The organism is Pseudomonas oryziphila (genome assembly GCF_003940825.1).
In the GTDB taxonomy this organism is placed as follows: domain Bacteria; phylum Pseudomonadota; class Gammaproteobacteria; order Pseudomonadales; family Pseudomonadaceae; genus Aquipseudomonas; species Aquipseudomonas sichuanensis.
Window position 1 is genome coordinate 5708912 of the sequence record NZ_CP034338.1, and the last position, 22440, is coordinate 5731351.

Sequence of the window (22440 nt, forward strand, 5' to 3'; positions counted from 1 at the left end):
ACCTCAAAGCTGGGCCACGATCGCGCGGTAATCCGCCGCCAGCGTGGCCTGAAGAATCTCTGTCGGATAGTCGTCGGTGACGACGGCCTCGCCCATCTGGCGCAGCAGCACCAGGCGCAGGCGCCCGTCGAGCACTTTCTTGTCGACCGCCATGTGCTCCATGAAATGCGCCGGGGTCATTTCCTGTGGTGGCACCACCGGCAATCCTGCGTCCTGCAACAGGCGAATACCGCGATCTCGCGCAGGCTGGTCGATCCAGCCAAGGCGCATGGACATCTCCAGGGCCATCACCGTACCCGCCGCCACAGCCTCGCCATGCAGCCAGACGCCGTAGCCCATGTGGGTCTCGATGGCATGGCCGAAGGTGTGGCCAAGGTTGAGCGTGGCGCGCACGCCCGACTCGCGCTCGTCGGCGCCAACCACGGCGGCCTTGGCGGCGCAGGAGCGGGCGATGGCTTCGGTCAGGGCCTTGGAATCCAGGGCGCGCAGGGCCTTGATGTTCTGTTCGAGCCAACCCAGGAAAGGTTCATCGCAGATCAGGCCGTACTTGATGACTTCGGCAAGCCCGGCGGACAGTTCGCGCGCAGGCAAGGTCTTGAGGCTGGTGGTGTCGATCAGCACCGCGTTGGGCTGATAGAACGCACCCACCATGTTCTTGCCCAGCGGGTGGTTGATGCCGGTCTTGCCGCCGACCGAAGAATCCACCTGCGACAGCAGGGTGGTAGGCACCTGGATGAAGTCGACGCCGCGCTGGTAGCAGGCTGCGGCGAAGCCGGCCATGTCGCCGATCACGCCGCCACCGAGGGCGACCACGGTGGTGCGACGGTCATGACGGGCAGTCAGCAGCGCATCGAAGATCAGTTGCAGGGTTTCCCAATTCTTGTGGGCCTCGCCATCGGGCAACACCACTGGCAGCACCTTGTAGGCACCCAGGGTCTTGCTCAGGCGTTCGAGGTACAGGGGCGCGACGGTCTCGTTGGAAACGATGGCCACCTGGCGCCCGGCAATGTGCGGCGCCAGCAGTTCGGGCTGGTCCAGCAGGCCCTCGCCAATGTAGATCGGGTAACTACGTTCGCCCAGGTCGACCTTAAGTGTCTGCATGTATCCCCACAATGTGCTTGGGCGCGGTGACGGCTGTGCGGCTCCGCGCGATGACGTTCAACCCCGCCTCGGCGTTGGTGGCCGAGGATAGTCCTGACTTATCGGGGCGGCAACTGATGCAAACGCTCGAGAATATCGAGCACCACCATGCGCGGTGGCCGTTCGTCGGTTTCCACCACGATGTCGGCAATCTCGCGATAGAGCGGGTCGCGCGCCTCCAGCAGGGCGCGCAGCGTGGCTTCCGGGTTTGCAGTGCGCAATAGCGGCCGGTTGCGGTCACGGGCGGTACGCCCAACCTGCTGCTCCACCGAGGCATGCAGGTAGATCACCCGGCCTCCGGCGTGCAGCGCGGCGCGGTTGGCATCGCGCATCACCGCGCCACCACCGGTGGCCAGGACCACGCCATCGAGCTCGCAGAGCTCGGCGATCATCGCCTGCTCACGATCACGAAAGCCCGGCTCGCCTTCTTTGTCGAAGATCCACGGGATATTGGCGCCGGTTCGCAGTTCGATTTCCTTGTCGGAATCTTTGAACAGCAGGCGCAGCTCTTTGGCCAACAGGCGCCCGATGGTGCTCTTTCCAGCGCCCATGGGCCCTACAAGTATCAAATTTCGCACAGAATCAACGACTCACAGCAATCGCCTGGTCACTCATGATACGCGGAGTCAGGAAGACCAGCAGCTCGGATTTTTTCTCTTGTAATGCATCGCGTCGAAACAGCCGCCCAACATACGGCAGATCGCCCAAAAATGGCACCTTGTCGACCACATTGTTCTGCGACGTCGAGTAGACACCGCCAATCACAATGGTCTGGCCATCGGCCACCCGCACCTTGGCATTGACCTCATTCTTGCGGATCGGCGGCACATTGTTCAGGGCATTGACGAAATCCGGCTCATCCTTGGTCACCCGCACCTCCATCACCACCTGGCCATCCGGGGTGATCTGCGGCGTTACTTCCAGCGACAGCGAGGCCTCGCGGAACGAGATCGAGGTGGCACCACTCTTGGTCGTCTCCTGGTAGGGCACCTCGGTGCCCTTGATGATGCGCGCGGTCTCTTTGTCGGCGGTGACCACCTTGGGCTGCGAGATGATCTCGCCGTTACCGCTCTTTTCCATGGCACTGAGCTCCAGGTCCAGCAGGATGTCACTGCGCAGCAGGCCCACACCCAGCCCCGACGTACCCCGCTCCACCCCCAGGTCGACGAACAGCTCGCTGCCCAACCGGCTGTTCTGCCCGTACAAAGGGCCTCCCCAACGCACACCCAGTGCCTTTTCGTAATCGACGCCGGCCTCGACGATGCGCGCCTCGATCATCACCTGGCGCACGGGCACATCGAGCTGGGCCACCAGCTTGCGCAGCTCGGCGATCCGCTCTGGCGGCTGGGCCACCACCAGGGTATTGGTCCGTGCATCCACGCTGAGGCTGCCGCGCCCGGCCAGGATGCCGTCATCGGCAAGGCTGGCCAGCAGCAACTCGGCCAGTTCCGCAGCCCGGGCGTGATGGACCGGAATCAGCTCGCGCTGCAAGGGTTCCAGTTGCGCCTCCAGCGCCTGCTCCAGGCGGGCATCGCGCGACTGCTCGGCAAGCTCGGCAACCGGCGCGACCAGCAGCACATTACCCTCCTGGCGCCGCCCCAGCCCTTTGCTGCGCAGCACCAGATCCAGCGCCTGCTGCCACGGCACATCGTCAAGGCGCAGGCTGATGCGGCCCTGGACCGTATCGCTGGCCACCAGGTTGATCCCCACGTAGTCGGCCATGACCTGCAGCACTGCGCGCACTTCCACGTCCTGGAAGTTCAGCGATATGGGCTCGTTCTCAAACGCCGGCGCCAGCGTCGGCTTCAAGCCCAGCAGGAGCATCAGAATCCCGCTCGACCACCCTTTCATCTTCATCCCTGACCTCTCCATGGGCACCCTTCCCGAGTGCCAGAAACCGGGAGCGCTCCTGCCAGCCACCGGCAATGTACAGCCGTTCGTGCACCTCGACCTGATGCGCATCGATCCGCACCACGACCCCTTCATCACGCCCCAGCCGATCACCCACTGCGACCCGGTACAGATGACCTGCCGAACGCAACAGCGCATGGCGCTGCCCCGCCCGTGAAAGGCTACCGACCATCTCGAGTTGCTCCAGCGGAACGCGGCCAATGCCTCGGGGCGCAACCTGGGATGTCCACGCCAGGAACGGATCGAAGTGGCGAGTGGATACCGCCTGCCGGGCGGGCTCATCTGCCAGTGAAATCGGCACCGCCAGGCTCTGCGCGGCGGCGTACGCATGCACTTGCAGCTTCGCCCTGACCAACCCGGAACGCTCATCCACCGCGAGCAGCTCCAACCGAGCCACATTCAACAGGCGCACCTGCTGCAGCCACTGCTCCAGCCACGCTCGCAACGCCGGATAACGGCCCACCACGCTGATGTCCAGAGGCATTACGCGATACCCGGCTTGCTGACGCTCTTCCAGCACATCGAGGCGCTCGACCAGCAAGCCGTGCTGGTGCCCCGAAACCGCCAACTGGTCGAGCAACTCGCTCACCCCCTCTCCTGCCGCCAGCCGCCAGCGCTCCCGGAACAAGCGCTGCTGGTCGTCGTGGAGCGCCTGGCGCTCCGGATCAAGCTCGCCAGCCTGCCCCTCCTTCGCCACAAGCGTCGCCTGGAGCTCCTGTCCAAGCAGGGTGTACGCCTGATGATGTTCATACAGCTCGCGCAGGCGCACCTGATAGCCCACGGCCACCACTGTCGCCGCCAGTGCAAAAACCAGCACAGCCCTGAGCACTGCCGAGCGCTGCAGCATCGCCTGCCAGTCAGCGAGAGCAGCGCGCCTCATGAGCCGTGCACCGCCAGGCGCGCCGTCAAGACAAATTCATCGCCCGCTTCGAGATTGCGCAGATGAACCAGTTGCAGGTCCTGTAGCCCCTGCGCTGCCTGCAGATCACGCATGAGCCGGGCGACGACTGCAGGCGAGGCCGCCTGGCCGGTCAGCCGCAACTGCCCGTCCAGCGCCTTGAGCTCAGTTAGCCTGACGCCCTCTGGCAAGGCACGCTCCAAATCGAGAAAAAAGCCGGGCAGAGACGCCTGGCGAGCCCGCAACTCAAGCAACTGCGCCTGCTCTGCCAACAGGGCAACGCGCGCCTCACGCAACTGCTCGACCTGCGCCACGATGGCATCAATACGCTGCACTTCGGTTTGTTGCGCGGTGACGGCGTCGATCTGCCGTGCCAGGCGCGACCGCGCCAGGTGATCGAGCAGTATCACACCCAGTAAAGCCAGTACCAGGCCGGCGATCACCAGCACCCGAAAGCAATACGCGTCCCGTGCCCTGCGCCGCTCACGCCACGGCATCAGGTTCAAGCGCAACATCAATGCAACCCACCGAGCGCCAGCCCATACGCCAGGGCCATCGAAGCGTCGAGCGCCTTGGCCTCACGCCCCTTGGCCAAGCCCGAAAAGTCCGAGCCGACGGCCATTCTGCATGCCACCTTCAGGCGCTCAGTCAGTGCTGAAGCCCGCTGGTCATCGGCTGCCCCGCCTACCAACACCACCTCACCGACACCGCCTTGCGTGCAAAGGCGCTCGACAGGTTCGAGCCACCCTTCAGGCGATGCCAGCAAGACCTGCTGGCGGTGTGGGAGCACAGCGTCATGCAGCAGATGCAGCACCGCCTCGTTCCTCTCCAGTTGCAACAAGGCGGTCGTGCGCACCGGCAACGATGGCATGGCCCGGCGCAGGGCGATGCTGTCGACTTCCATGGCCTGCACCTGCAGGCCTGCCTGGGCAAACAGTTGCTCAAGGGGGTCGATCTGGCTTTGCCTGCAAGCGGCGACCAGCACATCGGCGTGCCCTGGGTGCTCGGCGGACAGCCCCAGCACCTGAAAGTCCAGGGCCAGGTCATCCAGCGGGAAGGGGAAAAGCTGATCGGCCTGGTCAAGCAATTGCGCCTCGGCATCGGGGTCAGATACGCCAACCGGCAAGCGAAGGACCTTGCAGATCACCTGCGAGGCCGGCAACGCCAGCGCAACCTGGCGCTGGCGTGTGGCACAGCGGCCATGGGCCTGGCGCAAGGCATTCAGCAAACGCTCGCTTTCATCGAGCAGGTGAGGGCCACGCAACGGAGGGACGATGGTCTCCCGCACCCAGCCAACCACCTGGCAACGGCCCCGATGACGGCGTACTTGCAGCATTCGTATGGAATCGACGGCGATTTCCACCCCCAGCAGTGAACCTGCGCCCTTGCCAAAGCGTCCAAGCATGGCTGTTCCTTCCCTGTCATCAAAGCCTGCGCCATTGCAGCGCAGGCGGTCATCGCAGTACCCCGGCCGGTCACCCGAAGGGGCGAAAAATGCTTATAATGCCCAGCGTTTTTCCTGTCCGCCGGCCCCGCGCCCTCCACTCCTCAACCTGGACACCCAAAAGCCTTGATACGCCTGCTGAAGTTCTTCTGGTGGTCTTTCGTCGCAGTCATCTGCGCGCTCGTGCTCGGTGTGAGCGGTGCGTTTCTGTATCTTAGCCCCAGCCTGCCGTCGGTCGATTCGCTGCGAAGCGTCCAGTTGCAAATCCCCCTGAGGGTGTACAGCAGCGATGAAAAGCTGATTGCCGAGTTCGGCGAGATGCGCCGCTCGCCAATCAAGTTCCAGGAAATCCCCCCACAGTTCATTCAGGCATTGCTGTCGGCCGAGGACGATAATTTCCTCAATCACTATGGCGTCGACCCCAGCAGCCTGATGCGCGCGGCCACGCAGCTGGTCAAATCCGGGCACATCCAGAGTGGTGGCAGCACCATCACCATGCAGGTGGCGAAGAACTTCTTCCTCAGCAGCGAACGCAGCTTCTCGCGCAAGACCAACGAAATCCTGCTGGCCCTGCAGATCGAACGCGAACTGACCAAGGACGAAATCCTCGAGCTGTACGTCAACAAGATCTACCTGGGCAACCGCGCCTACGGCATCGATGCCGCCGCGCAGGTGTACTACGGCAAGTCGATCCGCGACGTCAGCCTGGCGCAGATGGCCATGATCGCCGGCCTGCCCAAGGCGCCGTCACGCTTCAACCCGCTGGCCAACCCGGTGCGCGCCAAGGAACGCCGCGACTGGATCCTCGGGCGCATGTACAAGCTTGGCAAGATCGACGACGCCAGCTACCAGGCCGCCCTGGCCGAGCCCCTCAACGCCAGCTACCACGTGCCGACGCCGGAAGTGAATGCCCCGTACGTCGCCGAAATGGCCCGTGCCGAAATGGTCGGCCGCTACGGCAGCGATGCCTACACGGAAGGCTTCCGCGTCTACACCACCGTCCCCAGCGACATGCAGCAGATGGCCAACAGCGCTGTGCTCAACGGCCTCTCCGAGTACGACGAACGCCACGGCTATCGCGGCCCAGAAGCGCGCTTCCCGGGCAAGACCCGCGCCGCCTGGCTGCAGGAGCTCGGCAAACAGCGCACGCTTGGCGGCCTGGAGCCGGCCATCGTCACCCAGGTCGAGAAGAGCGGCCTGAAGGTGATGACCCGCAGCGGCCTGGAGGAGGACGTTGCCTGGGACACCATGAAGTGGGCCCGCCCGTACCTCAACAGCAACGCCCAGGGCCGCACGCCGCAATCGCCGGCGGATGTTGCGCAGGTGGGCGACCTGGTGCGCCTGCAGCGCCTGGAACACGGCAAACTCAAGTTCAGCCAGGTGCCTGGCGCCCAGAGCGCACTGGTGACCCTCGACCCGTATAACGGCGCGATCCGCGCCCTGGTCGGCGGCTTCTCCTTCGAGCAGAGCAACTACAACCGCGCCATGCAGGCCAAGCGCCAGCCGGGCTCGAGCTTCAAGCCGTTCGTTTACAGCGCCGCGCTGGACAGTGGCTACACCGCCGCCAGCCTGGTCAACGACGCGCCTATCGTGTTCGTCGACGAATACCTGGACAAGGTCTGGCGCCCGAAGAACGACACCAACACTTTCCTCGGCCCGATCCGCATGCGCGAGGCGCTGTACAAGTCGCGCAACCTGGTATCGATCCGCCTGCTGCAGGCCATGGGCGTGGACCGCACCATCGACTACATCGCCAAGTTCGGCTTCAACAAGCAGGACCTGCCGCGCAACCTGTCGCTGGCGCTGGGCACCGCCACCCTGACCCCGATGGAGATCGCCACCGGCTGGAGCACCTTCGCCAACGGCGGCTACAAGATCAGCCCGTACCTGATCGAGCGCATCGACAGCCGCAGCGGCGAAACACTGTTCACCGCCAACCCGCCGCGCGTGCCGCAAGGCAACGAAGACCAGGCTGGCCTTGCCGCACCCGAACAGCCGATCAGCGTGACCGCCATGCCGGGCGAGGCCCCTTCCGCCTTTGGCCAGGTAGCGCCGGCACCGCAAGCCCCGGCAGTCGCCGAGCGCATCATCGATGGCCGCACCACCTACATCCTCACCAGCATGCTGCAGGACGTGATCAAGCGCGGTACCGGCCGCCGCGCCCTGGCCCTGGGCCGCAATGACCTGGCAGGCAAGACCGGCACCACCAACGAATCCAAGGACGCCTGGTTCTCGGGTTACAACGGCGACTACGTCACCACCGTGTGGGTAGGCTTCGACCAACCGGAAACCCTGGGCCGGCGCGAGTACGGCGGCACCGTGGCCTTGCCGATCTGGATGGGCTTCATGGGCCCGGCGCTCAAGGGCAAACCCGAACACACCCCGGCCGAGCCGGAAGGCATTCTCAGCCTGCGGGTTGACCCGATCAGCGGCCGCGCCGCCACCCCGAGCACGCCAAATGCCTACTTCGAGCTGTTCAAGGCCGAGGACTCGCCGCCGTCGGTGGATGAGCTGGGCAATGGTGCAGCGCCTGGCAGCCCGCTGCCAGCGGATGAAGCGGCGCCGATGGACCTGTTCTAACAAACAGCGCCAGTGTAGGTGCGGCCTTGCCGGGGCGCCGGACCGGCCGGAAAGGGCCGCCAAGCGGCCCCAGCAGTACCTACTGATGCACAACACAGGCCCTGGGGTGATGCCAGTCAGTTAAGCCAATTGGGGTCGCTCCGCGACCCTTCGCGGGTAAACCCGCTCCCACATGATTGCGCAAAATATCAAGCTAGCGCTGTACCTGTGGGAGCGGGTTTACCCGCGAAGGGCTGCAAGGCAGCCCCATTAGTGGCGATGAAGCACTAACTGACTGGCATTAGGCCCAGAGCCGCTCCTACACGGGGCCGTGCCAGCCGGACAACGTCAAACAAAAAAGCCCCGACTCTCACGAGCCGGGGCTTTTTCATGACGCTACGGCTGAATCAGCCGTTGAACACGTCATCCACGCTTTTCAGCGGGTAGTGCTTCGGATACGGCAGGGTCGCCACGCCGGACTCGATGGCGGCCTTGGCCACGGCATCGGAAACGACGGTGATCAGGCGTGCATCCAGTGGTTTCGGGATGATGTACTCACGACCGAACTCCAGTGCCTGTACGCCGTAGGCGTCGCAGACTTCCTTCGGCACCGGCAGCTTGGCCAGGTCCTTCAGGGCGACGGCGGCAGCGATCTTCATTTCTTCGTTGATGCGCTTGGCGCGAACGTCCAGGGCACCGCGGAAGATGAACGGGAAGCCCAGTACGTTGTTGACCTGGTTCGGATAGTCGGAACGACCGGTGGCCATGATCACGTCGCTGCGGGTGGCGTGAGCCAGCTCCGGGGAGATCTCTGGATCGGGGTTCGAGCAAGCGAACACGATCGGGTTGGCAGCCATCGACTTCAGGCCTTCTGCGCTCAGCAGGTTCGGGCCGGACAGGCCAACGAACACGTCGGCACCGTCCAGGGCGTCAGCCAGGGTGCGCTTGTCGGTGGCGTGGGCGAACTGCGCCTTGTACTGGTTCAGATCGTCACGGCCGGCGTGGATCACACCGCTGCGGTCGATCATGAAGATGTTCTCGACCTTGGCGCCCATGCTCACCAGCAGTTTCATGCAGGAGATGGCGGCAGCGCCGGCGCCCAGGCAGACGATCTTGGCGTCTTCGAGCTTCTTGCCGGCGATTTCCAGGGCGTTGATCATGCCGGCCGCGGTAACGATCGCGGTGCCGTGCTGGTCATCGTGGAACACCGGGATGTCGCACTGTTCGATCAGGGTGCGCTCGATCTCGAAGCACTCAGGTGCCTTGATGTCTTCGAGGTTGATGCCACCGAAGGTGATGGAGATGCGGCGAACGGTGTCGATGAAGGCTTGCGGGCTTTCCGATTCGACTTCGATGTCGAACACGTCGATACCGGCGAAACGCTTGAACAGAACACCCTTGCCTTCCATGACCGGCTTCGAGGCCAGCGGGCCCAGGTCACCCAGACCGAGGATCGCGGTACCGTCGGAAATCACCGCAACCAGGTTGCCCTTGCCGGTGTATTTGTAGGCCAGCTCTGGATCACGACCAATCTCGCGCACCGGTTCGGCGACGCCTGGGCTGTAGGCCAGGGCGAGGTCACGGGCAGTGGCGGTAGGCTTGGAGAGCTCGACGCTCAGTTTCCCCGGACGGGGCTGGGCGTGGTATTCGAGAGCGGCGGTTTTCAGGTCTGACATGATGGGCATTCCGCTATTTACTGTTCTGACGGACCGCCGAGGATACGCAAAGTGCCGGAGGGCGACAAGACTGCCCGGTCACTAGTGTCAAGGCCTTTGGCCTACGACTTTACGCTATAACCCACGGGGCTTGCGAAAGCCTAGTGTGTACAATCCAATAGCAAAATGTCTACAACTATTTAGCCAGAAGCAGGCTGCAACATACTCGGATCGGTCAATGGCACCACCCAGCGTCGCTGCCCGGGCTTGAGCGCTCCCTTGCGGGAACGGTCCAGCACCCAGCCCCGCACCTCGACCTGGCGTCCCTTGAGGTTAGCGAAGAAGCTGGCGGGGAAGTTGCGCTGCAGACGAGCGGGAATCCGCACCACCAGGTTATTGTCCAACTCCAGCCAGACACCGCCGCGATTGCGCTCGATGCCATTGATTTTGCCGCTGATCAGTGCAAAACCGGATTGCCGTACCTCCCGTGCACGCAGCACCGGCGATTGCCGCCAGAGCCCTAGTCGCGCCCTGCGCGCGACCTGTTCAGCCTGCTGCTGACACCCGGCAAGGCGTGTATTGGGCGCAAATGCGATGCGGTAGGCCAAGCCCTCGCTGAGCAGTTGTGCTTCCAGATTGTGGCCAGTACGGCTGTAGATATGCGCCAGGGTGCGCCCGTACTTGTCTTTGCTTTCAACCTCAGGCACCAGCCCGACCCGGCCATCGCTGGCCTTGATCAACGCCTGCAGGCGGCGCTTGGCCGCTTCGGCATAGGGCTCGCTGGGCCGCCCTTTACCTGCGACTTCCGGAGCATTGATGCCAATCAGGCGAACACTGCGGCCATCAACCAGGCGAACGGTATCGCCATCGACCACGTAGCGCACCGCAACCTGCTGCGGCCGGTCAGGCAACGGGCAGAAGGCCAGGGCCGGGAAATGCCAAATCGCGCCCACAAAAAAGGCGCCCACAAGGGACGCCTTCTTCTGCAACAGTGCGAACCCCGAAGGCTTCGCCATGCGCATCTTACTTCTTGGCACCGAACATGCCGAAGCGATCGGCGAACTTCTGTACGCGACCACCGGTGTCCAGGACTTTCTGCTTGCCAGTGTAGAACGGGTGGCACTGGGAGCACACGTCGATCGCCAGCGGCTTGGCCAGGGTCGAACGAGTTTCGAATTTGTTGCCGCAGCTGCAGGTGACTGCAACTACTTCGTAGTTCGGATGAATATCTGCTTTCATGGTCACTTCCTCGAGCTGCGTGCCGCCACCCAACACCTATTGTTGAATACCGCACGTAATTAGGCGGCGAATAATACCAGAGCGCGACGCCAGCGCAAGTTGTCGCTTGCACCGACCGTCGTCTGCTAGGCTCGCCTGATTTGTGAAACGCCCTCCAGAGACCTTCCGCGTGTCCGACGTCATCCTGCGCCTTGCCCTGCCCTCGCCCCTGCGTCGCCTGTTCGACTACCGGGCCACCGCAAGCATGGCGCGCCAGGCCCTGACCCCCGGCATGCGCTTTCGCGTGCCGTTCGGCCGCCGGGAAATGATCGGCGTGCTGGTGGAGGTGGCCGACAAAAGTGAAGTGCCAGCGGACAAGCTCAAGCCCGCCAGTGCCTTGCTCGACCCGGTCTCGCCACTGCCGCCGGCGCTGTTCAAGCTGTGCCTGTGGACAGCGCAGTACTACCAGCACAGCCTGGGCGACACCCTGAACTGGGCGCTACCCACCCTGTTGCGCCAGGGCGAGCCGGCCGAAGTGCGGCAGGAGCGCTTCTGGCATGTCGCCGCCGGGGCGCGCCTGGAAGACCCGCGCATTGCCCGTGCGCCGCGCCAGCGCGAGGCCCTGAAGACGCTTTCGCAGCACCCGCACGGCGTGGCCCACAGCCTGCTGAGCAAGCTCGGCCTGAACAAGGACAGCCTCGACCTGCTGCTGGCCAAGGACCTGGTCGAGGTGGAGACCCGCCGCCACCTGCCAGCCGCCCGTCACGAGCACTGGCTGGCCCAGCCGGAGCTGCCGCTCAACGAAGAACAGCGCGCCGCCTTCGAGGCCGTGCGCTCAGGCTTCGGCGCCTTCCACGCGTTCCTGCTGGCGGGCGTCACCGGCAGCGGCAAGACCGAGGTCTACCTGCAACTGATCCGCGAAACCCTGGAGGCCGGCAAACAGGCGTTGATCCTGATCCCCGAGATCAACCTCGGCCCGCAGACCTTGCAGCGCTTCGAGCAACGCTTCAATGCACGCATCGCCCTGCTGCACTCGGCCGTGGGCGACCGCGAGCGCCTGGACGCCTGGCTGGCGGCGCGCGACGGCGAGGCGGACATCATCATCGGCACCCGTTCGGCGCTGTTCACGCCGATGAAGAACCCGGGGCTGATCATCATCGACGAGGAGCACGACGGCTCCTATAAACAGCAGGAAGGCCTGCGCTACCACGCCCGCGACCTGGCGGTGGTGCGCGCGCATCAGGAGAACATCCCGATCCTGCTGGGCTCGGCCACCCCGTCGCTGGAGAGCCTGCACAACGCCCACAGCGGCCGCTACGGCCTGCTGCGCATGAACCAGCGCGCCGGCGGTGCCCGCGCACCGCGCTTCCTGCGCCTGGACGTGCGCAGCCTGCCACTGGACAGCGGCATCAGCGGCCCACTGCAGCAAGCAATTCGCCAGACCCTGGAAGCCGGCCAACAGGTGCTGGTGTTCCTCAACCGCCGCGGCTTCGCCCCAACCCTGCTGTGCCACGACTGCGGCTGGCTTTCGGAATGCCCACGGTGCGACGCGCGCATGACCGTGCACCAGCGCTCGGCCGTGCTGCGCTGCCACCACTGCGGTTACGACGAGCGCCTGCCGCTGCAGTGCCCGCAATGCGCCCACGTCGACCTGCGCCCGGTCGGTGCCGGCACCGAACGTGCCGAAGAACGCCTGAAGGTGCTGTTCCCCGACTACCCGATCCTGCGCGTGGACCGCGACAGCACCTCGCGCAAGGACGCCATGCACAACCTGTTCACCACCATCCAGCGCGGCCAGCCGAGCATCCTGGTCGGCACTCAGATGCTGGCCAAGGGGCACCACTTCCCGCGGGTGACCCTGGTGGCGATCCTCGATGCCGACGGCGGGCTGTTCTCCGGCGATTTCCGCGCCAGCGAGCGCATGGCCCAGCTGATCGTGCAGGTGGCGGGCCGCGCCGGGCGCGCCGAAGAACCGGGCAAGGTCATCGTGCAGACCCACCTGGCCGACCATCCGTTGCTGGTGCAACTGACCGAACAGGGCTACTTCGCCTTTGCCGAACAGGCCCTGAGCGAACGCCGCGCCGCCGGCCTGCCGCCGTTCGCCCACCTGGCCCTGCTGCGCGCCGATGCGCACAAGCCCGGCCAGGCCGAAGGTTTCCTCGACGAGGCCTGCGCCGCCGCCGAGCGCGTGCTGGCCGAACAGGGCCTGCATGGCATCGAGTTGCTGGGCCCGGTGCCGGCGCCCATGGAGCGACGGGCGGGGCGATTCCGTGCGCAACTGTTGCTCCAGGCCAATGCCCGGGCTCAGTTGCATCGACTGATCAGTGCCTGGTTGCTAGTGTTGGAGCAGATGCCGTCCGGGCGGCAAGTGCGCTGGTCGCTGGATGTCGACCCGGTCGACCTTTATTGAGCGACAAGCTGCAAGCCTCAAGCTGCAAGAAACAGCTGTCTTGCGCTGGGGCCTCTACTTGCAGCTTGCCGCTTGAAACTTGCAGCTCGCCGCTGAAAGGTTGGCAACCCGCCCCCGGCAACGGATAATGCCCAGTTTTTCCACCTGCGCATCGAAGCGCCCCACCGCGCTTGCGGTCGAAAAGAGATCCCCATGAAAGACACCATTCGCCAGCTGATCCAGCAAGCCCTCACCCAACTCGTCGCCGACGGTGTGCTGCCTGAAGGGCTGACGCCGGCGATCCAGGTGGAAAACGCCCGAGACAAGACCCACGGTGACTTCGCCAGCAACATCGCCATGATGCTGGCCAAGCCGGCCGGCATGAAGCCGCGCGACCTGGCTGAGAAAATCATTTCAGCCCTGCCGGCCAGCGCCGACATCAGCAAGGCCGAGATTGCCGGCCCCGGCTTCCTGAACTTCTTCCAGAACACCGAAGCCCTGGCCAACCGCCTCGACGCCGCCCTGGCCGACGACCACCTGGGCGTGCGCAAGGCCGGCCCGCTCGAGAAAGTCGTGATCGACATGTCGGCGCCGAACCTGGCCAAGGAGATGCACGTCGGCCACCTGCGCTCGACCATCATCGGCGACAGCGTCGCCCGCGTGCTGGAGTTCCTCGGCGACAACGTGATCCGCCAGAACCACGTCGGCGACTGGGGCACCCAGTTCGGCATGCTGATGGCCTACCTGCAGGAAAACCCGATCACCAGCGACGAGCTGTCGGACCTGGAGAACTTCTACCGCGCAGCGAAGAAGCGCTTCGACGAGTCCGAAGAGTTCGCCACCCGCGCCCGTGGCCTGGTGGTCAAGCTGCAGGCCGGCGACCCCGAGTGCCTGGCGCTGTGGACGCGCTTCAAGGACATCTCGCTGTCCCACTGCCAGAAGACCTACGAACTGCTCAACGTCAAGCTGACCATGGCCGACGTGATGGGCGAGAGCGCCTACAACGACGACCTGGCGAATGTGGTCGCCGACCTCAAGGCCAAGGGCCTGCTGGTGGAGAACCAGGGCGCCCAGTGCGTGTTCCTCGACGAGTTCAAGAACGCCGAGGGCGACCCGCTGCCGGTGATCGTGCAGAAGGCCGACGGCGGCTACCTGTACGCCACCACCGACCTGGCCGCCGTGCGCTACCGCAGCAACAAGCTTCAGGCTGATCGTGCCCTGTACTTCGTCGACCAGCGCCAGGCCCTGCACTTCAATCAGGTGTTCGAAGTGGCCCGCCGCGCCGGCTTCGTCGGCCACCCGATGCAGATGGAGCACATGGGCTTCGGCACCATGAACGGCGCCGACGGCCGCCCGTTCAAGACCCGCGATGGCGGCACCGTCAAGCTGATCGACCTGCTCAACGAGGCCAAGGAGCGCGCCTATGCGCTGGTCAAGGAGAAGAACCCGGGCCTGGCCGAGGACGAGCTGCGCAAGATCGGTGAAGTGGTGGGTATCGGTGCGGTGAAATACGCCGACCTGTCCAAGCACCGCACCAGCGACTACAGCTTCAACTTCGAGCTGATGCTCAACTTCGAGGGCAACACCGCGCCCTACCTGCTGTACGCCTACACCCGTGTGGCCGGCGTGTTCCGCAAGCTCGGCAAGGGCTTCGACGAGGTGGACGGCAAGATCGTGCTGCAGGCTGCCCACGAGCAGGACCTGGCCGCGCGCCTGGCGCAGTTCGGCGAAATTCTCAACAACGTCGCCGACAAAGGCACCCCGCACGTCCTGTGCAGCTACCTGTACGACCTCGCCGGCCTGTTCTCCAGCTTCTACGAGAACTGCCCGATCCTCAGCGCCGAGACCCCGGAGCAGCAGCAGAGCCGTCTGCGCCTGGCAGCCCTGACCGGCCGCACCCTCAAACAGGGCCTGGAGCTGCTCGGCCTGGAAACCCTGGAGCGTATGTAACTTGGCTGCAGCAAAGAAAAAGCCCGCGCCCAAGCGCGGCGCCAGCCGCCACCAGCCCGCCGCCAAGCAGCCGATCCCGGGCTGGGTGTGGCTGGCGGTCGGCCTGACCGTCGGCGCCTTCATCGTCTTCCTGATGAAACTCGAACCGGGTGGCGGCGACATCAAGCGCACCAAACCCGAACAGCAGAAGCCGGAGAAGGTCGCCGAGGCGAGCAAGGCCACCACTCCTACGCCGCAGCAACCGGTGAAACCGAAGTACGACTTCTACACCCTGCTGCCGGAGTCGGAAGTGATCGTGCCGCCGGAAGCGGTGCCCGAGAAGACTCCGCCGGTACCGGCCGTGCCAACCACGCCGGTCACCCCGGCGGAAGCGGCCAAGATCGACACCGCCCGCGCCCAGGCCGCACTGCTGGGGCAAACGCCACCGCCGGCACCACCGGTGATCAAGCCGGCACCGACCACCCAGTTCTTCCTGCAGGCCGGCTCGTTCCGCAAGCAGGCGGATGCCGACAAGGTTCGCGCGCAGATCATCCTGCTGGGCCAGGCGGTGAAAGTGGAATCGGGGACGGTGAAAGAAGAAACCTGGTACCGCGTGATGGTCGGGCCGTTCAGCAACCGCGAACAGCTCACCGTGGCGCAGAAGCAACTGGCCGGGGCAGGCTTCAGCAACCTGCTGTTGCAGCAACGCCGCCAGTAACGAATAAGGCCTTGCCGCGCTGCGCGACAAGGCCTTTTTTCATACCCGGCGACGCTCGGCGTTGACCTGGGAAACCTGGCTGTTGAGTGTCCAGAAGTCGTACAGCACCCCCAGCAGGAACAGGCCGCCGGTAAACAGGTAGATCAGCGCACTGATCCACTTGCCCTGATACAGACGGTGCACACCGAACACCCCGAGGAAGGTCAGGAAGATCCACGCCAGGTTGTAGTCCACGCCGCCGGACTCGAACCGCAGATCCGCCTCGCGGTCCATCGACGGGATCAGGAACAGGTCGATCAGCCAGCCAATTCCCAAAAGCCCCAGGGTGAAGAACCAGATGGTCCCGGTAATCGGCTTGCCGTAGTAGAAACGGTGCGCGCCGGTGAAGCCGAAAATCCACAACAGGTAGCCGAGGACCTTGCTGTGGGTGTCGTGCGCGGGCGCGCCCTGTTGATAACCATTCATTCGAAGCCCTCGTGGGTTAGCCGAAAATTTTCTAACGGAAAATGTGACTTTTCCGTGTTGACCCGACATATGGTACGTGGCCAATCGACCAACGGATCAGAATTTGATCAAAAAGCTGTTATAAAGTTGCGCGCCAACACCCTATAAGAGCATCAACTATGCCGCCTTTCATCAAGACATGGCTGACCCTCTGCCTTTTATTACCCCTGGCCGCCCACGCCACCAATCGTGAGCAACGTCTTCCAAGCGGTTTCACCGGTTACACGAGCAATGCCGACAGCTCGGTGAAACGCGCCCCTGTTCAGTACCGCAAGGCCACCCTCAGCGCCGCCCGCCCGAACAACGCCACCCAGCGCCAGGCGCTGCAGGCCGTGGCCATGTCGCCCAAGCAGAGCAGCGAAGTGCTCAGCCGCGCCGTGAACGTGCTCGGCACGCCGTACCGCTGGGGCGGCAGCAGCCCGAAGAAGGGTTTCGACTGCAGCGGCCTGGTCAAGTACGCCTTCAACGACGTGGCTGACGTCGACCTGCCGCGCACCTCCAACGCCATGGCCCAGGGCCAGGGTGTGAAGGTGGCCAAGAGTGACCTCAAGCCGGGCGACCTGATTTTCTTCAACATCAAGAGCCGCCGGGTCAATCACGTGGCCATCTACCTGGGTAACGACCGCTTCATCCACGCGCCGCGCACCGGCAAACGGGTGAGCATCGACAGCCTGGAGAAGCCTTACTGGCAGAAGCATTACGTCGTGGCCAAGCGCGTTTTGCCCAAGGACCAGCAGGCGCTGGCCCTGGCCAAGCGCTAAGCCGACAATCGCGCGGCAAGCCGCCGCTCCCACGACCAACAGCAAACCTGGCGTGGGAGTGACTGTCTTGCTCGCCATTCAAACAGTTGCACTCTGCCTGTGGGAGCGGGTTCACCCGCGAACACGGGCATAGCCCGTGCCAGGCACCAAGGTGCCATCTTCGCGGGTAAACCCGCTCCCACAGGTACTGTGCAATCCTGGGGAATGCACTACCCCCGCGATTTCGCTCGAACAGGCAACAGCGCTAGTCGACCAGCCCTTTGTGCTTGAGCGCCTGCAACGCCCCCTCCATCGTGCGCATCCCCAAGGCCGCCCCCGCCTGCATCAACGACTGCACCTGCGCCATACGCCCCTCGCGAATCAAGTTGCGCACCGCTGGTGTAGCCACCAACACCTCCCTTGCAGCCACCCTGCCGCCCCCCTTCCGCCTTAGCAGCACCTGAGCCACCACCAGGCGCAGCGACTCGGCAAGCATCATGCGCACCAGCGGCTTCTCCTCGGCCGCGAACACCTCCACCAGCCGGTCGATGCTGTTCACCGCCGAGCGGGTGTGCACCGTTGCCAGCACCAGATGCCCGGTTTCCGCTGCGCGCAACGCCAGGCGGATACTCTCCAGATCGCGCAGTTCGCCGACCATGATCACATCCGGGTCCTGACGCAAGGCACTGCGCAGCCCCTGGGCGAAGTCGCGGCTGTGCACACCGATCTCCCGCTGATTGACCAGGCAACCCTGGCCGCTGTGGATAAATTCGATGGGGTCTTCAAGGGTGATGACCTGCAGCGCGCGTTCACGATTGAGCTGATCAAGCAGCGCCGCCAGGGTGCTGGACTTGCCGCTACCCGTCGGCCCACCCACCAGCACCAGGCCATCCCAGCATTGCGCAACGGCTTGATACACATCGTTCAGGTCAAGTTCGTCGAGGCTGGGGACCCGCGCCGGAATCAGCCGCACGCTTGCGCCCAAGCCATTGCGCTGACGGAACAGGTTCAAGCGCAGGCGCCCCACGCCGGGCAGGCTCAGCGCCAGGTCCAGTTCATCACCGCACAGCCATTGCCGCCGCTGCCCTTCATCGAGCAGGCCGGCCATTCCCTGTTCCAGCGCCGTGCACGTCAGCACCGGCAGCGCCATGCGTTGCAACGCGCCATCCAGGCGCAACAGCGGTGGCTCGCCCGCGGCCAGGTGCAGGTCACTGGCGCCCGCAGCCACAGCCCGGGCCAGCAGGTCGGTCACATCCATGAGACTCCCCAACGGCCATCAAGCAGGTAGAATGCCGCAGACCTCACAGCCGCCGGCGACGATCCATGTCCACCCTAGCAGACAACATTTCCGCCATTGCCAGCCGTATCGACAGCGCGGCCAGGGCCGCCGGGCGCGACCCGGCCAGCGTCCAGTTGCTGGCGGTCAGCAAGACCAAGCCCGCCAGCGCCGTGCGCGAGGCCTTTGCGGCCGGGCTGCGCGATGTGGGCGAAAACTACCTTCAGGAAGCCCTGACAAAACAACAGGCGCTTTCCGACCTGCCCTTGATCTGGCACTTCATCGGCCCCATTCAGTCGAACAAGACCAAAGCCATCGCCGAGCACTTCGACTGGGTACATTCCGTGGACCGCCTGAAGATCGCCCAACGCCTGTCCGAGCAACGCCCGGGCCATCTGCCGCCGCTGAACATCTGCCTGCAGGTGAACGTCAGCGGTGAAGACAGCAAGTCCGGCTGCGCGCCCGCCGACCTGCCGGCGCTGGCCCAGGCCGTCAGCGCCCTCCCCGGCCTGCGCCTGCGCGGGCTGATGGCGATCCCGGAGCCGACCGAAGACCGTGCCCAACAAGAGGCCGCCTTCGCCACCCTGCGCCAGTTGCAAGCGCAGCTCGGCCTGGGCCTGGACACCCTGTCGATGGGCATGAGCCATGACCTTGAAGCCGCGATCGCCCAAGGTGCGACCTGGGTCCGTATCGGCACCGCCCTGTTCGGTGCGCGCGACTACGGCCAGCCCTGAATCCATGCTTAAACTCACTCTTTCCCTCAAGGACCTGACATGAGCAAGACTCGTATTGCCTTTATCGGCGCCGGCAACATGGCCGCCAGCCTGATCGGCGGCCTGCGCGCCCAGGGCCTGGACGCCTCGCAGATCCGCGCCAGCGACCCGGGTGCCGACACCCGCGCGCGCATCCAGGCCGAGCACGGCATCGAAGCATTCGCCGACAACGCCCAGGCCATCGACGGTGTGGATGTGATCGTCCTGGCGGTCAAGCCGCAGGTGATGAAAGCCGTCTGCGAAACCCTTAAGCCGAACCTCAAGCCCGGCCAGTTGGTCGTCTCCATCGCCGCCGGCATCACCTGCGCCAGCCTGCAGGCCTGGCTGGGCGCGATCCCGGTGGTGCGCTGCATGCCCAACACCCCGGCACTGCTGCGCCAGGGCGTCAGCGGCCTGTACGCCACCGAGCAAGTGTCAGCCGAACAGCGCGAGCAGGCCGAACAGTTGCTGTCCGCCGTCGGCACCGCCCTGTGGCTGGACCAGGAACAGCAACTGGATGCCGTCACTGCTGTTTCCGGCAGCGGCCCGGCGTACTTCTTCCTGCTGATCGAGGCCATGACCGCCGCTGGCGAAAAGCTCGGCCTACCGCGTGAAACCGCTTCGCAACTGACCCTGCAAACCGCCCTGGGCGCCGCACGCATGGCCGTGGCCAGCGACGTCGATGCCGCCGAGCTGCGCCGCCGGGTCACCTCGCCCGCCGGCACCACGGAAGCGGCGATCAAGTCGTTCCAGGCCAATGGCTTCGAGGCCATCGTCGAGCAGGCACTGGAAGCCGCGGCCAAGCGCTCCTCGGAACTGGCCGAACAACTGGGCAAATAAGGAGCCTTTTTCAATGAATGCACTGTCCGGCGCCGCGATCTTCGTGGTGCAAACCCTGGTCAGCCTGTACCTGGCGATCGTCCTGCTGCGCTTCGTGCTGCAACTGGTCAAGGCCGACTTCTACAACCCGCTCAGCCAGTTCGCCGTGCGCGCCACCCAGCCGCTGCTCAAGCCGCTGCGCCGGGTAATCCCGAGCATTGCCGGCCTGGATACCTCGTCGCTGCTGCTGTCGGTGCTGATCCAGGCGCTGCTGATGGCATTCGTGCTGATGGTCACCTACGGTACCTTCGGCGATGTCCTGCACCTGCTGATGTGGGCGATCATCGGCATCACTTCGCTGTTCCTGAAGATTTTCTGGGTGGCGATGATCGTCATGGTGATCGTCTCGTGGGTCGCGCCCAACAGCCACAACCCTGCTGCCGAGCTGGCCTACCAGATCAGCGAGCCGGTGCTGGCGCCGTTCCGTCGCCTGGTGCCGAACCTGGGCGGCATGGACATCTCGCCGATCTTCGCCTTCATCGCCATCCAGGTGATCCAGTCGTTCCTCATGCCCCAGCTGGCGGCCTACGCCGGCATGCCACAAGAGCTGTGGCGGATGATCTGACCCACGATGTCTCCAGCGGCAAGCCATTGCTTGCCGCTGGGGGTAGCGCTCTTTAGACTTACGCCTCCGTCAAGCGTGAGCAGGGTCGATGTCCACTGTCTTTCCCGAAGATTCCGTCGGTCTGGTAACACCGCAGATCGCCCGGTTCGATGAACCGTTGGCCCTGGCCTGTGGCCGCGCCCTGGCCTCGTACGAACTCATCTACGAAACCTATGGCGAGCTCAACAGCAACGCCAGCAACGCCGTGCTCATCTGCCACGCGTTGTCCGGCCACCACCATGCCGCCGGCTACCACGCCGCCACCGACCGCAAGCCGGGCTGGTGGGACAGCTGCATCGGCCCCGGCAAGCCGATCGACACCAACCGCTTCTTCGTGGTCAGCCTGAACAACCTCGGCGGCTGCAACGGCAGCACCGGCCCCAGCAGCCTCAACCCAGCCACCGGCAAGCCCTACGGCGCCGATTTCCCGGTGCTGACGGTGGAAGACTGGGTGCACAGCCAGGCGCGCCTGGCCGATCGCCTCGGCATCCACACCTGGGCCGCCATCGTCGGCGGCAGCCTCGGCGGCATGCAGGCGCTGCAGTGGACCATCACCTACCCGGACCGGGTACGCCATTGCGTGGACATCGCTTCGGCACCCAAGCTGTCGGCGCAGAACATCGCCTTCAACGAAGTGGCGCGCCAGGCCATCCTCACCGACCCCGAATTCCACGGCGGTTCGTTCCAGGACCAGGGCGTGATCCCCAAGCGCGGCCTGATGCTGGCGCGGATGGTCGGCCATATCACCTACCTGTCCGACGACTCGATGGGCGAAAAATTCGGCCGCGAGCTCAAGAGCGACAAGCTCAACTACGACTTCCACAGCGTCGAATTCCAGGTCGAGAGCTACCTGCGCTACCAGGGCGAGGAGTTCTCCGGGCGTTTCGACGCCAACACCTACCTGCTGATGACCAAGGCGCTGGACTACTACGACCCGGCGGCGGCCCACGACGGCGACCTGGCGGCGACCCTGGCGCATGTCACGGCTGACTTCTGCATCATGTCGTTCACCACCGACTGGCGCTTCTCCCCGGCCCGTTCGCGAGAGATCGTCGATGCCCTGATGGCCGCACGCAAGAACGTCTGCTACCTGGATATCGACTCGCCCTACGGCCACGACGCCTTCCTGATCCCCACGCCTCGCTACATGCAGGGTTTCGCCAACTACATGAACCGCATCGCCCTGTGAGGACCCCATGAGAGCCGACCTGGAAATCATCCAAGACTGGATCCCCGCCGGCAGCCGGGTACTCGACCTGGGCTGCGGCAACGGCGAGCTGCTGGCCTCGCTGCGCGAGCGCAAGAACGTCACCGGCTACGGCCTGGAGATCGACGCCGACAACATCGCCGAATGCGTGGCCAAGGGCGTCAACGTGATCGAGCAGGACCTGGACAAGGGCCTGGGCAACTTCGCCAGCAACAGCTTCGACGTGGTGGTCATGACCCAGGCCCTGCAGGCCGTGGAGTACCCCGACCGGATTCTCGATGAAATGCTGCGGGTGGGCCGCCAGTGCATCATCACCTTCCCCAACTTCGGCCACTGGCGTTGCCGCTGGTACCTGGCGACCAAAGGCCGCATGCCGGTGTCGGACTTCATGCCGTACACCTGGTACAACACGCCGAACATTCACTTCTGCACGTTCGAAGACTTCGAGAACCTGTGCCGCGAACGCCACGCCAAGGTACTCGACCGCCTGGCGGTCGACCACTTGCACCGTAATGGGTTGGGCGGCCGGCTTTGGCCTAATCTTCTAGGTGAAATCGGTATTTATCGCGTCAGCAGCCCGGGCCTGCAGGAGCACCAGCTCGCCGTCTGACGCTCGC

The 22440-nt window shown here is 64.7% G+C and carries 21 protein-coding genes; 10 read left to right on the forward strand and 11 right to left on the reverse strand.

Annotation, left to right across the window (positions count from 1 at the left end):
- Positions 1–3: 3 nt before the first annotated feature.
- The 6 genes from aroB to pilM form a co-directional block, all read right to left on the reverse strand.
- A complete protein-coding gene (gene aroB, locus EJA05_RS26510; RefSeq protein ID WP_125465909.1) occupies positions 4–1101 on the reverse strand; it encodes a 3-dehydroquinate synthase in 1098 nt (365 codons plus the stop codon).
- Between the two features lie 98 nt (positions 1102–1199).
- Positions 1200–1718, reverse strand: a complete 519-nt coding sequence (gene aroK, locus EJA05_RS26515) for a shikimate kinase AroK (protein WP_110996384.1) — start codon at positions 1716–1718, stop codon at positions 1200–1202.
- A 4-nt stretch (positions 1719–1722) separates the two neighbouring features.
- Positions 1723–2964 carry a type IV pilus secretin PilQ gene (locus EJA05_RS26520; protein WP_407692110.1) on the reverse strand — a complete coding sequence of 414 codons (1242 nt, stop codon included), beginning with the start codon at positions 2962–2964 and terminating at the stop codon, positions 1723–1725.
- On the reverse strand, positions 2921–3931 hold the full coding sequence (locus EJA05_RS26525) for a pilus assembly protein PilP (protein WP_125860877.1): 1011 nt from the start codon (positions 3929–3931) through the stop codon (positions 2921–2923). The genes EJA05_RS26520 and EJA05_RS26525 overlap by 44 nt, the downstream gene beginning before the upstream one ends.
- A complete protein-coding gene (locus tag EJA05_RS26530) occupies positions 3928–4464 on the reverse strand; it encodes a PilN domain-containing protein (RefSeq protein ID WP_125860879.1) in 537 nt (178 codons plus the stop codon). Before EJA05_RS26530 ends, EJA05_RS26525 begins: the two co-directional genes overlap by 4 nt.
- A complete protein-coding gene (gene pilM, locus EJA05_RS26535) occupies positions 4464–5354 on the reverse strand; it encodes a type IV pilus biogenesis protein PilM (RefSeq protein WP_125860881.1) in 891 nt (296 codons plus the stop codon). The genes EJA05_RS26530 and pilM overlap by 1 nt, the downstream gene beginning before the upstream one ends.
- A gap of 168 nt (positions 5355–5522) precedes the next feature.
- On the opposite strand from pilM, the gene EJA05_RS26540 reads away from it, so the two are divergent.
- Entirely contained in the window at positions 5523–7973 is a 2451-nt protein-coding gene (locus tag EJA05_RS26540) for a penicillin-binding protein 1A (protein ID WP_407692111.1), read from the forward strand.
- Positions 7974–8359: 386 nt separating this feature from the next.
- Here the strand turns inward: EJA05_RS26540 and EJA05_RS26545 are convergent, their stop codons facing one another.
- The 3 genes from EJA05_RS26545 to rpmE form a co-directional block, all read right to left on the reverse strand.
- Positions 8360–9628 carry a malic enzyme-like NAD(P)-binding protein gene (locus tag EJA05_RS26545; protein ID WP_110996568.1) on the reverse strand — a complete coding sequence of 423 codons (1269 nt, stop codon included), beginning with the start codon at positions 9626–9628 and terminating at the stop codon, positions 8360–8362.
- 179 nt (positions 9629–9807) lie between these two features.
- Positions 9808–10629 carry a thermonuclease family protein gene (locus EJA05_RS26550; RefSeq protein ID WP_125860884.1) on the reverse strand — a complete coding sequence of 274 codons (822 nt, stop codon included), beginning with the start codon at positions 10627–10629 and terminating at the stop codon, positions 9808–9810.
- Between the two features lies 1 nt (position 10630).
- Entirely contained in the window at positions 10631–10846 is a 216-nt protein-coding gene (gene rpmE / locus EJA05_RS26555; RefSeq protein ID WP_125465915.1) for a 50S ribosomal protein L31, read from the reverse strand.
- Positions 10847–11015: 169 nt separating this feature from the next.
- On the opposite strand from rpmE, the gene EJA05_RS26560 reads away from it, so the two are divergent.
- The 3 genes from EJA05_RS26560 to EJA05_RS26570 all read left to right on the forward strand — a co-directional run bounded on the left by EJA05_RS26560 (position 11016) and on the right by EJA05_RS26570 (position 15861).
- Positions 11016–13235 (forward strand): primosomal protein N', encoded by a 2220-nt coding sequence (locus EJA05_RS26560; RefSeq protein ID WP_125860886.1) that lies wholly within the window; start codon positions 11016–11018, stop codon positions 13233–13235.
- A 192-nt stretch (positions 13236–13427) separates the two neighbouring features.
- On the forward strand, positions 13428–15164 hold the full coding sequence (gene argS / locus EJA05_RS26565) for an arginine--tRNA ligase (protein ID WP_125860888.1): 1737 nt from the start codon (positions 13428–13430) through the stop codon (positions 15162–15164).
- 1 nt (position 15165) lies between these two features.
- Positions 15166–15861, forward strand: coding sequence for an SPOR domain-containing protein (locus EJA05_RS26570; protein ID WP_125465918.1), 696 nt, complete (start codon positions 15166–15168; stop codon positions 15859–15861).
- 39 nt (positions 15862–15900) lie between these two features.
- Here the strand turns inward: EJA05_RS26570 and EJA05_RS26575 are convergent, their stop codons facing one another.
- Positions 15901–16326, reverse strand: coding sequence for an NINE protein (locus EJA05_RS26575; RefSeq protein ID WP_110996002.1), 426 nt, complete (start codon positions 16324–16326; stop codon positions 15901–15903).
- Between the two features lie 158 nt (positions 16327–16484).
- On the opposite strand from EJA05_RS26575, the gene EJA05_RS26580 reads away from it, so the two are divergent.
- Positions 16485–17126 carry a C40 family peptidase gene (locus EJA05_RS26580; protein ID WP_125465920.1) on the forward strand — a complete coding sequence of 214 codons (642 nt, stop codon included), beginning with the start codon at positions 16485–16487 and terminating at the stop codon, positions 17124–17126.
- Between the two features lie 244 nt (positions 17127–17370).
- Here EJA05_RS26580 and EJA05_RS26590 read toward each other — a convergent pair whose 3' ends face one another.
- Positions 17371–18363 carry a type IV pilus twitching motility protein PilT gene (locus tag EJA05_RS26590; RefSeq protein ID WP_125860890.1) on the reverse strand — a complete coding sequence of 331 codons (993 nt, stop codon included), beginning with the start codon at positions 18361–18363 and terminating at the stop codon, positions 17371–17373.
- Between the two features lie 65 nt (positions 18364–18428).
- Here EJA05_RS26590 and EJA05_RS26595 point away from each other — a divergent pair, with 65 nt between their 5' ends.
- From EJA05_RS26595 to metW, 5 genes are all read left to right on the forward strand, one after another.
- Positions 18429–19115 carry a YggS family pyridoxal phosphate-dependent enzyme gene (locus EJA05_RS26595; protein ID WP_125860892.1) on the forward strand — a complete coding sequence of 229 codons (687 nt, stop codon included), beginning with the start codon at positions 18429–18431 and terminating at the stop codon, positions 19113–19115.
- 39 nt (positions 19116–19154) lie between these two features.
- Entirely contained in the window at positions 19155–19973 is an 819-nt protein-coding gene (gene proC / locus EJA05_RS26600; protein WP_125860894.1) for a pyrroline-5-carboxylate reductase, read from the forward strand.
- Positions 19974–19986: 13 nt separating this feature from the next.
- Positions 19987–20577: a YggT family protein gene (locus tag EJA05_RS26605; RefSeq protein WP_110996007.1), complete on the forward strand. Its 591-nt coding sequence runs from the start codon at positions 19987–19989 to the stop codon at positions 20575–20577.
- 88 nt (positions 20578–20665) lie between these two features.
- The gene (gene metX, locus EJA05_RS26610) at positions 20666–21805 is read left to right on the forward strand and encodes a homoserine O-succinyltransferase MetX (protein ID WP_110996008.1); all 1140 of its coding nucleotides are present in this window, start codon (positions 20666–20668) and stop codon (positions 21803–21805) included.
- Between the two features lie 7 nt (positions 21806–21812).
- Positions 21813–22433: a methionine biosynthesis protein MetW gene (metW, locus tag EJA05_RS26615; RefSeq protein ID WP_125465924.1), complete on the forward strand. Its 621-nt coding sequence runs from the start codon at positions 21813–21815 to the stop codon at positions 22431–22433.
- Positions 22434–22440: the final 7 nt, after the last annotated feature.

Coding starts and splice junctions, on each gene's coding strand:
- aroB (WP_125465909.1), bottom strand. CDS start 1,101: ATGCAGACACTTAAGGTCGACCTGGGCGAACGTAGTTACCCGATCTAC.
- EJA05_RS26520 (WP_407692110.1), bottom strand. CDS start 2,964: ATGCTCCTGCTGGGCTTGAAGCCGACGCTGGCGCCGGCGTTTGAGAAC.
- EJA05_RS26525 (WP_125860877.1), bottom strand. CDS start 3,931: ATGAGGCGCGCTGCTCTCGCTGACTGGCAGGCGATGCTGCAGCGCTCG.
- EJA05_RS26530 (WP_125860879.1), bottom strand. CDS start 4,464: ATGTTGCGCTTGAACCTGATGCCGTGGCGTGAGCGGCGCAGGGCACGG.
- pilM (WP_125860881.1), bottom strand. CDS start 5,354: ATGCTTGGACGCTTTGGCAAGGGCGCAGGTTCACTGCTGGGGGTGGAA.
- EJA05_RS26545 (WP_110996568.1), bottom strand. CDS start 9,628: ATGTCAGACCTGAAAACCGCCGCTCTCGAATACCACGCCCAGCCCCGT.
- EJA05_RS26550 (WP_125860884.1), bottom strand. CDS start 10,629: ATGCGCATGGCGAAGCCTTCGGGGTTCGCACTGTTGCAGAAGAAGGCG.
- rpmE (WP_125465915.1), bottom strand. CDS start 10,846: ATGAAAGCAGATATTCATCCGAACTACGAAGTAGTTGCAGTCACCTGC.
- argS (WP_125860888.1), top strand. CDS start 13,428: ATGAAAGACACCATTCGCCAGCTGATCCAGCAAGCCCTCACCCAACTC.
- EJA05_RS26575 (WP_110996002.1), bottom strand. CDS start 16,326: ATGAATGGTTATCAACAGGGCGCGCCCGCGCACGACACCCACAGCAAG.
- EJA05_RS26580 (WP_125465920.1), top strand. CDS start 16,485: ATGCCGCCTTTCATCAAGACATGGCTGACCCTCTGCCTTTTATTACCC.
- EJA05_RS26590 (WP_125860890.1), bottom strand. CDS start 18,363: ATGGATGTGACCGACCTGCTGGCCCGGGCTGTGGCTGCGGGCGCCAGT.
- EJA05_RS26595 (WP_125860892.1), top strand. CDS start 18,429: ATGTCCACCCTAGCAGACAACATTTCCGCCATTGCCAGCCGTATCGAC.
- proC (WP_125860894.1), top strand. CDS start 19,155: ATGAGCAAGACTCGTATTGCCTTTATCGGCGCCGGCAACATGGCCGCC.
- EJA05_RS26605 (WP_110996007.1), top strand. CDS start 19,987: ATGAATGCACTGTCCGGCGCCGCGATCTTCGTGGTGCAAACCCTGGTC.
- metX (WP_110996008.1), top strand. CDS start 20,666: ATGTCCACTGTCTTTCCCGAAGATTCCGTCGGTCTGGTAACACCGCAG.
- metW (WP_125465924.1), top strand. CDS start 21,813: ATGAGAGCCGACCTGGAAATCATCCAAGACTGGATCCCCGCCGGCAGC.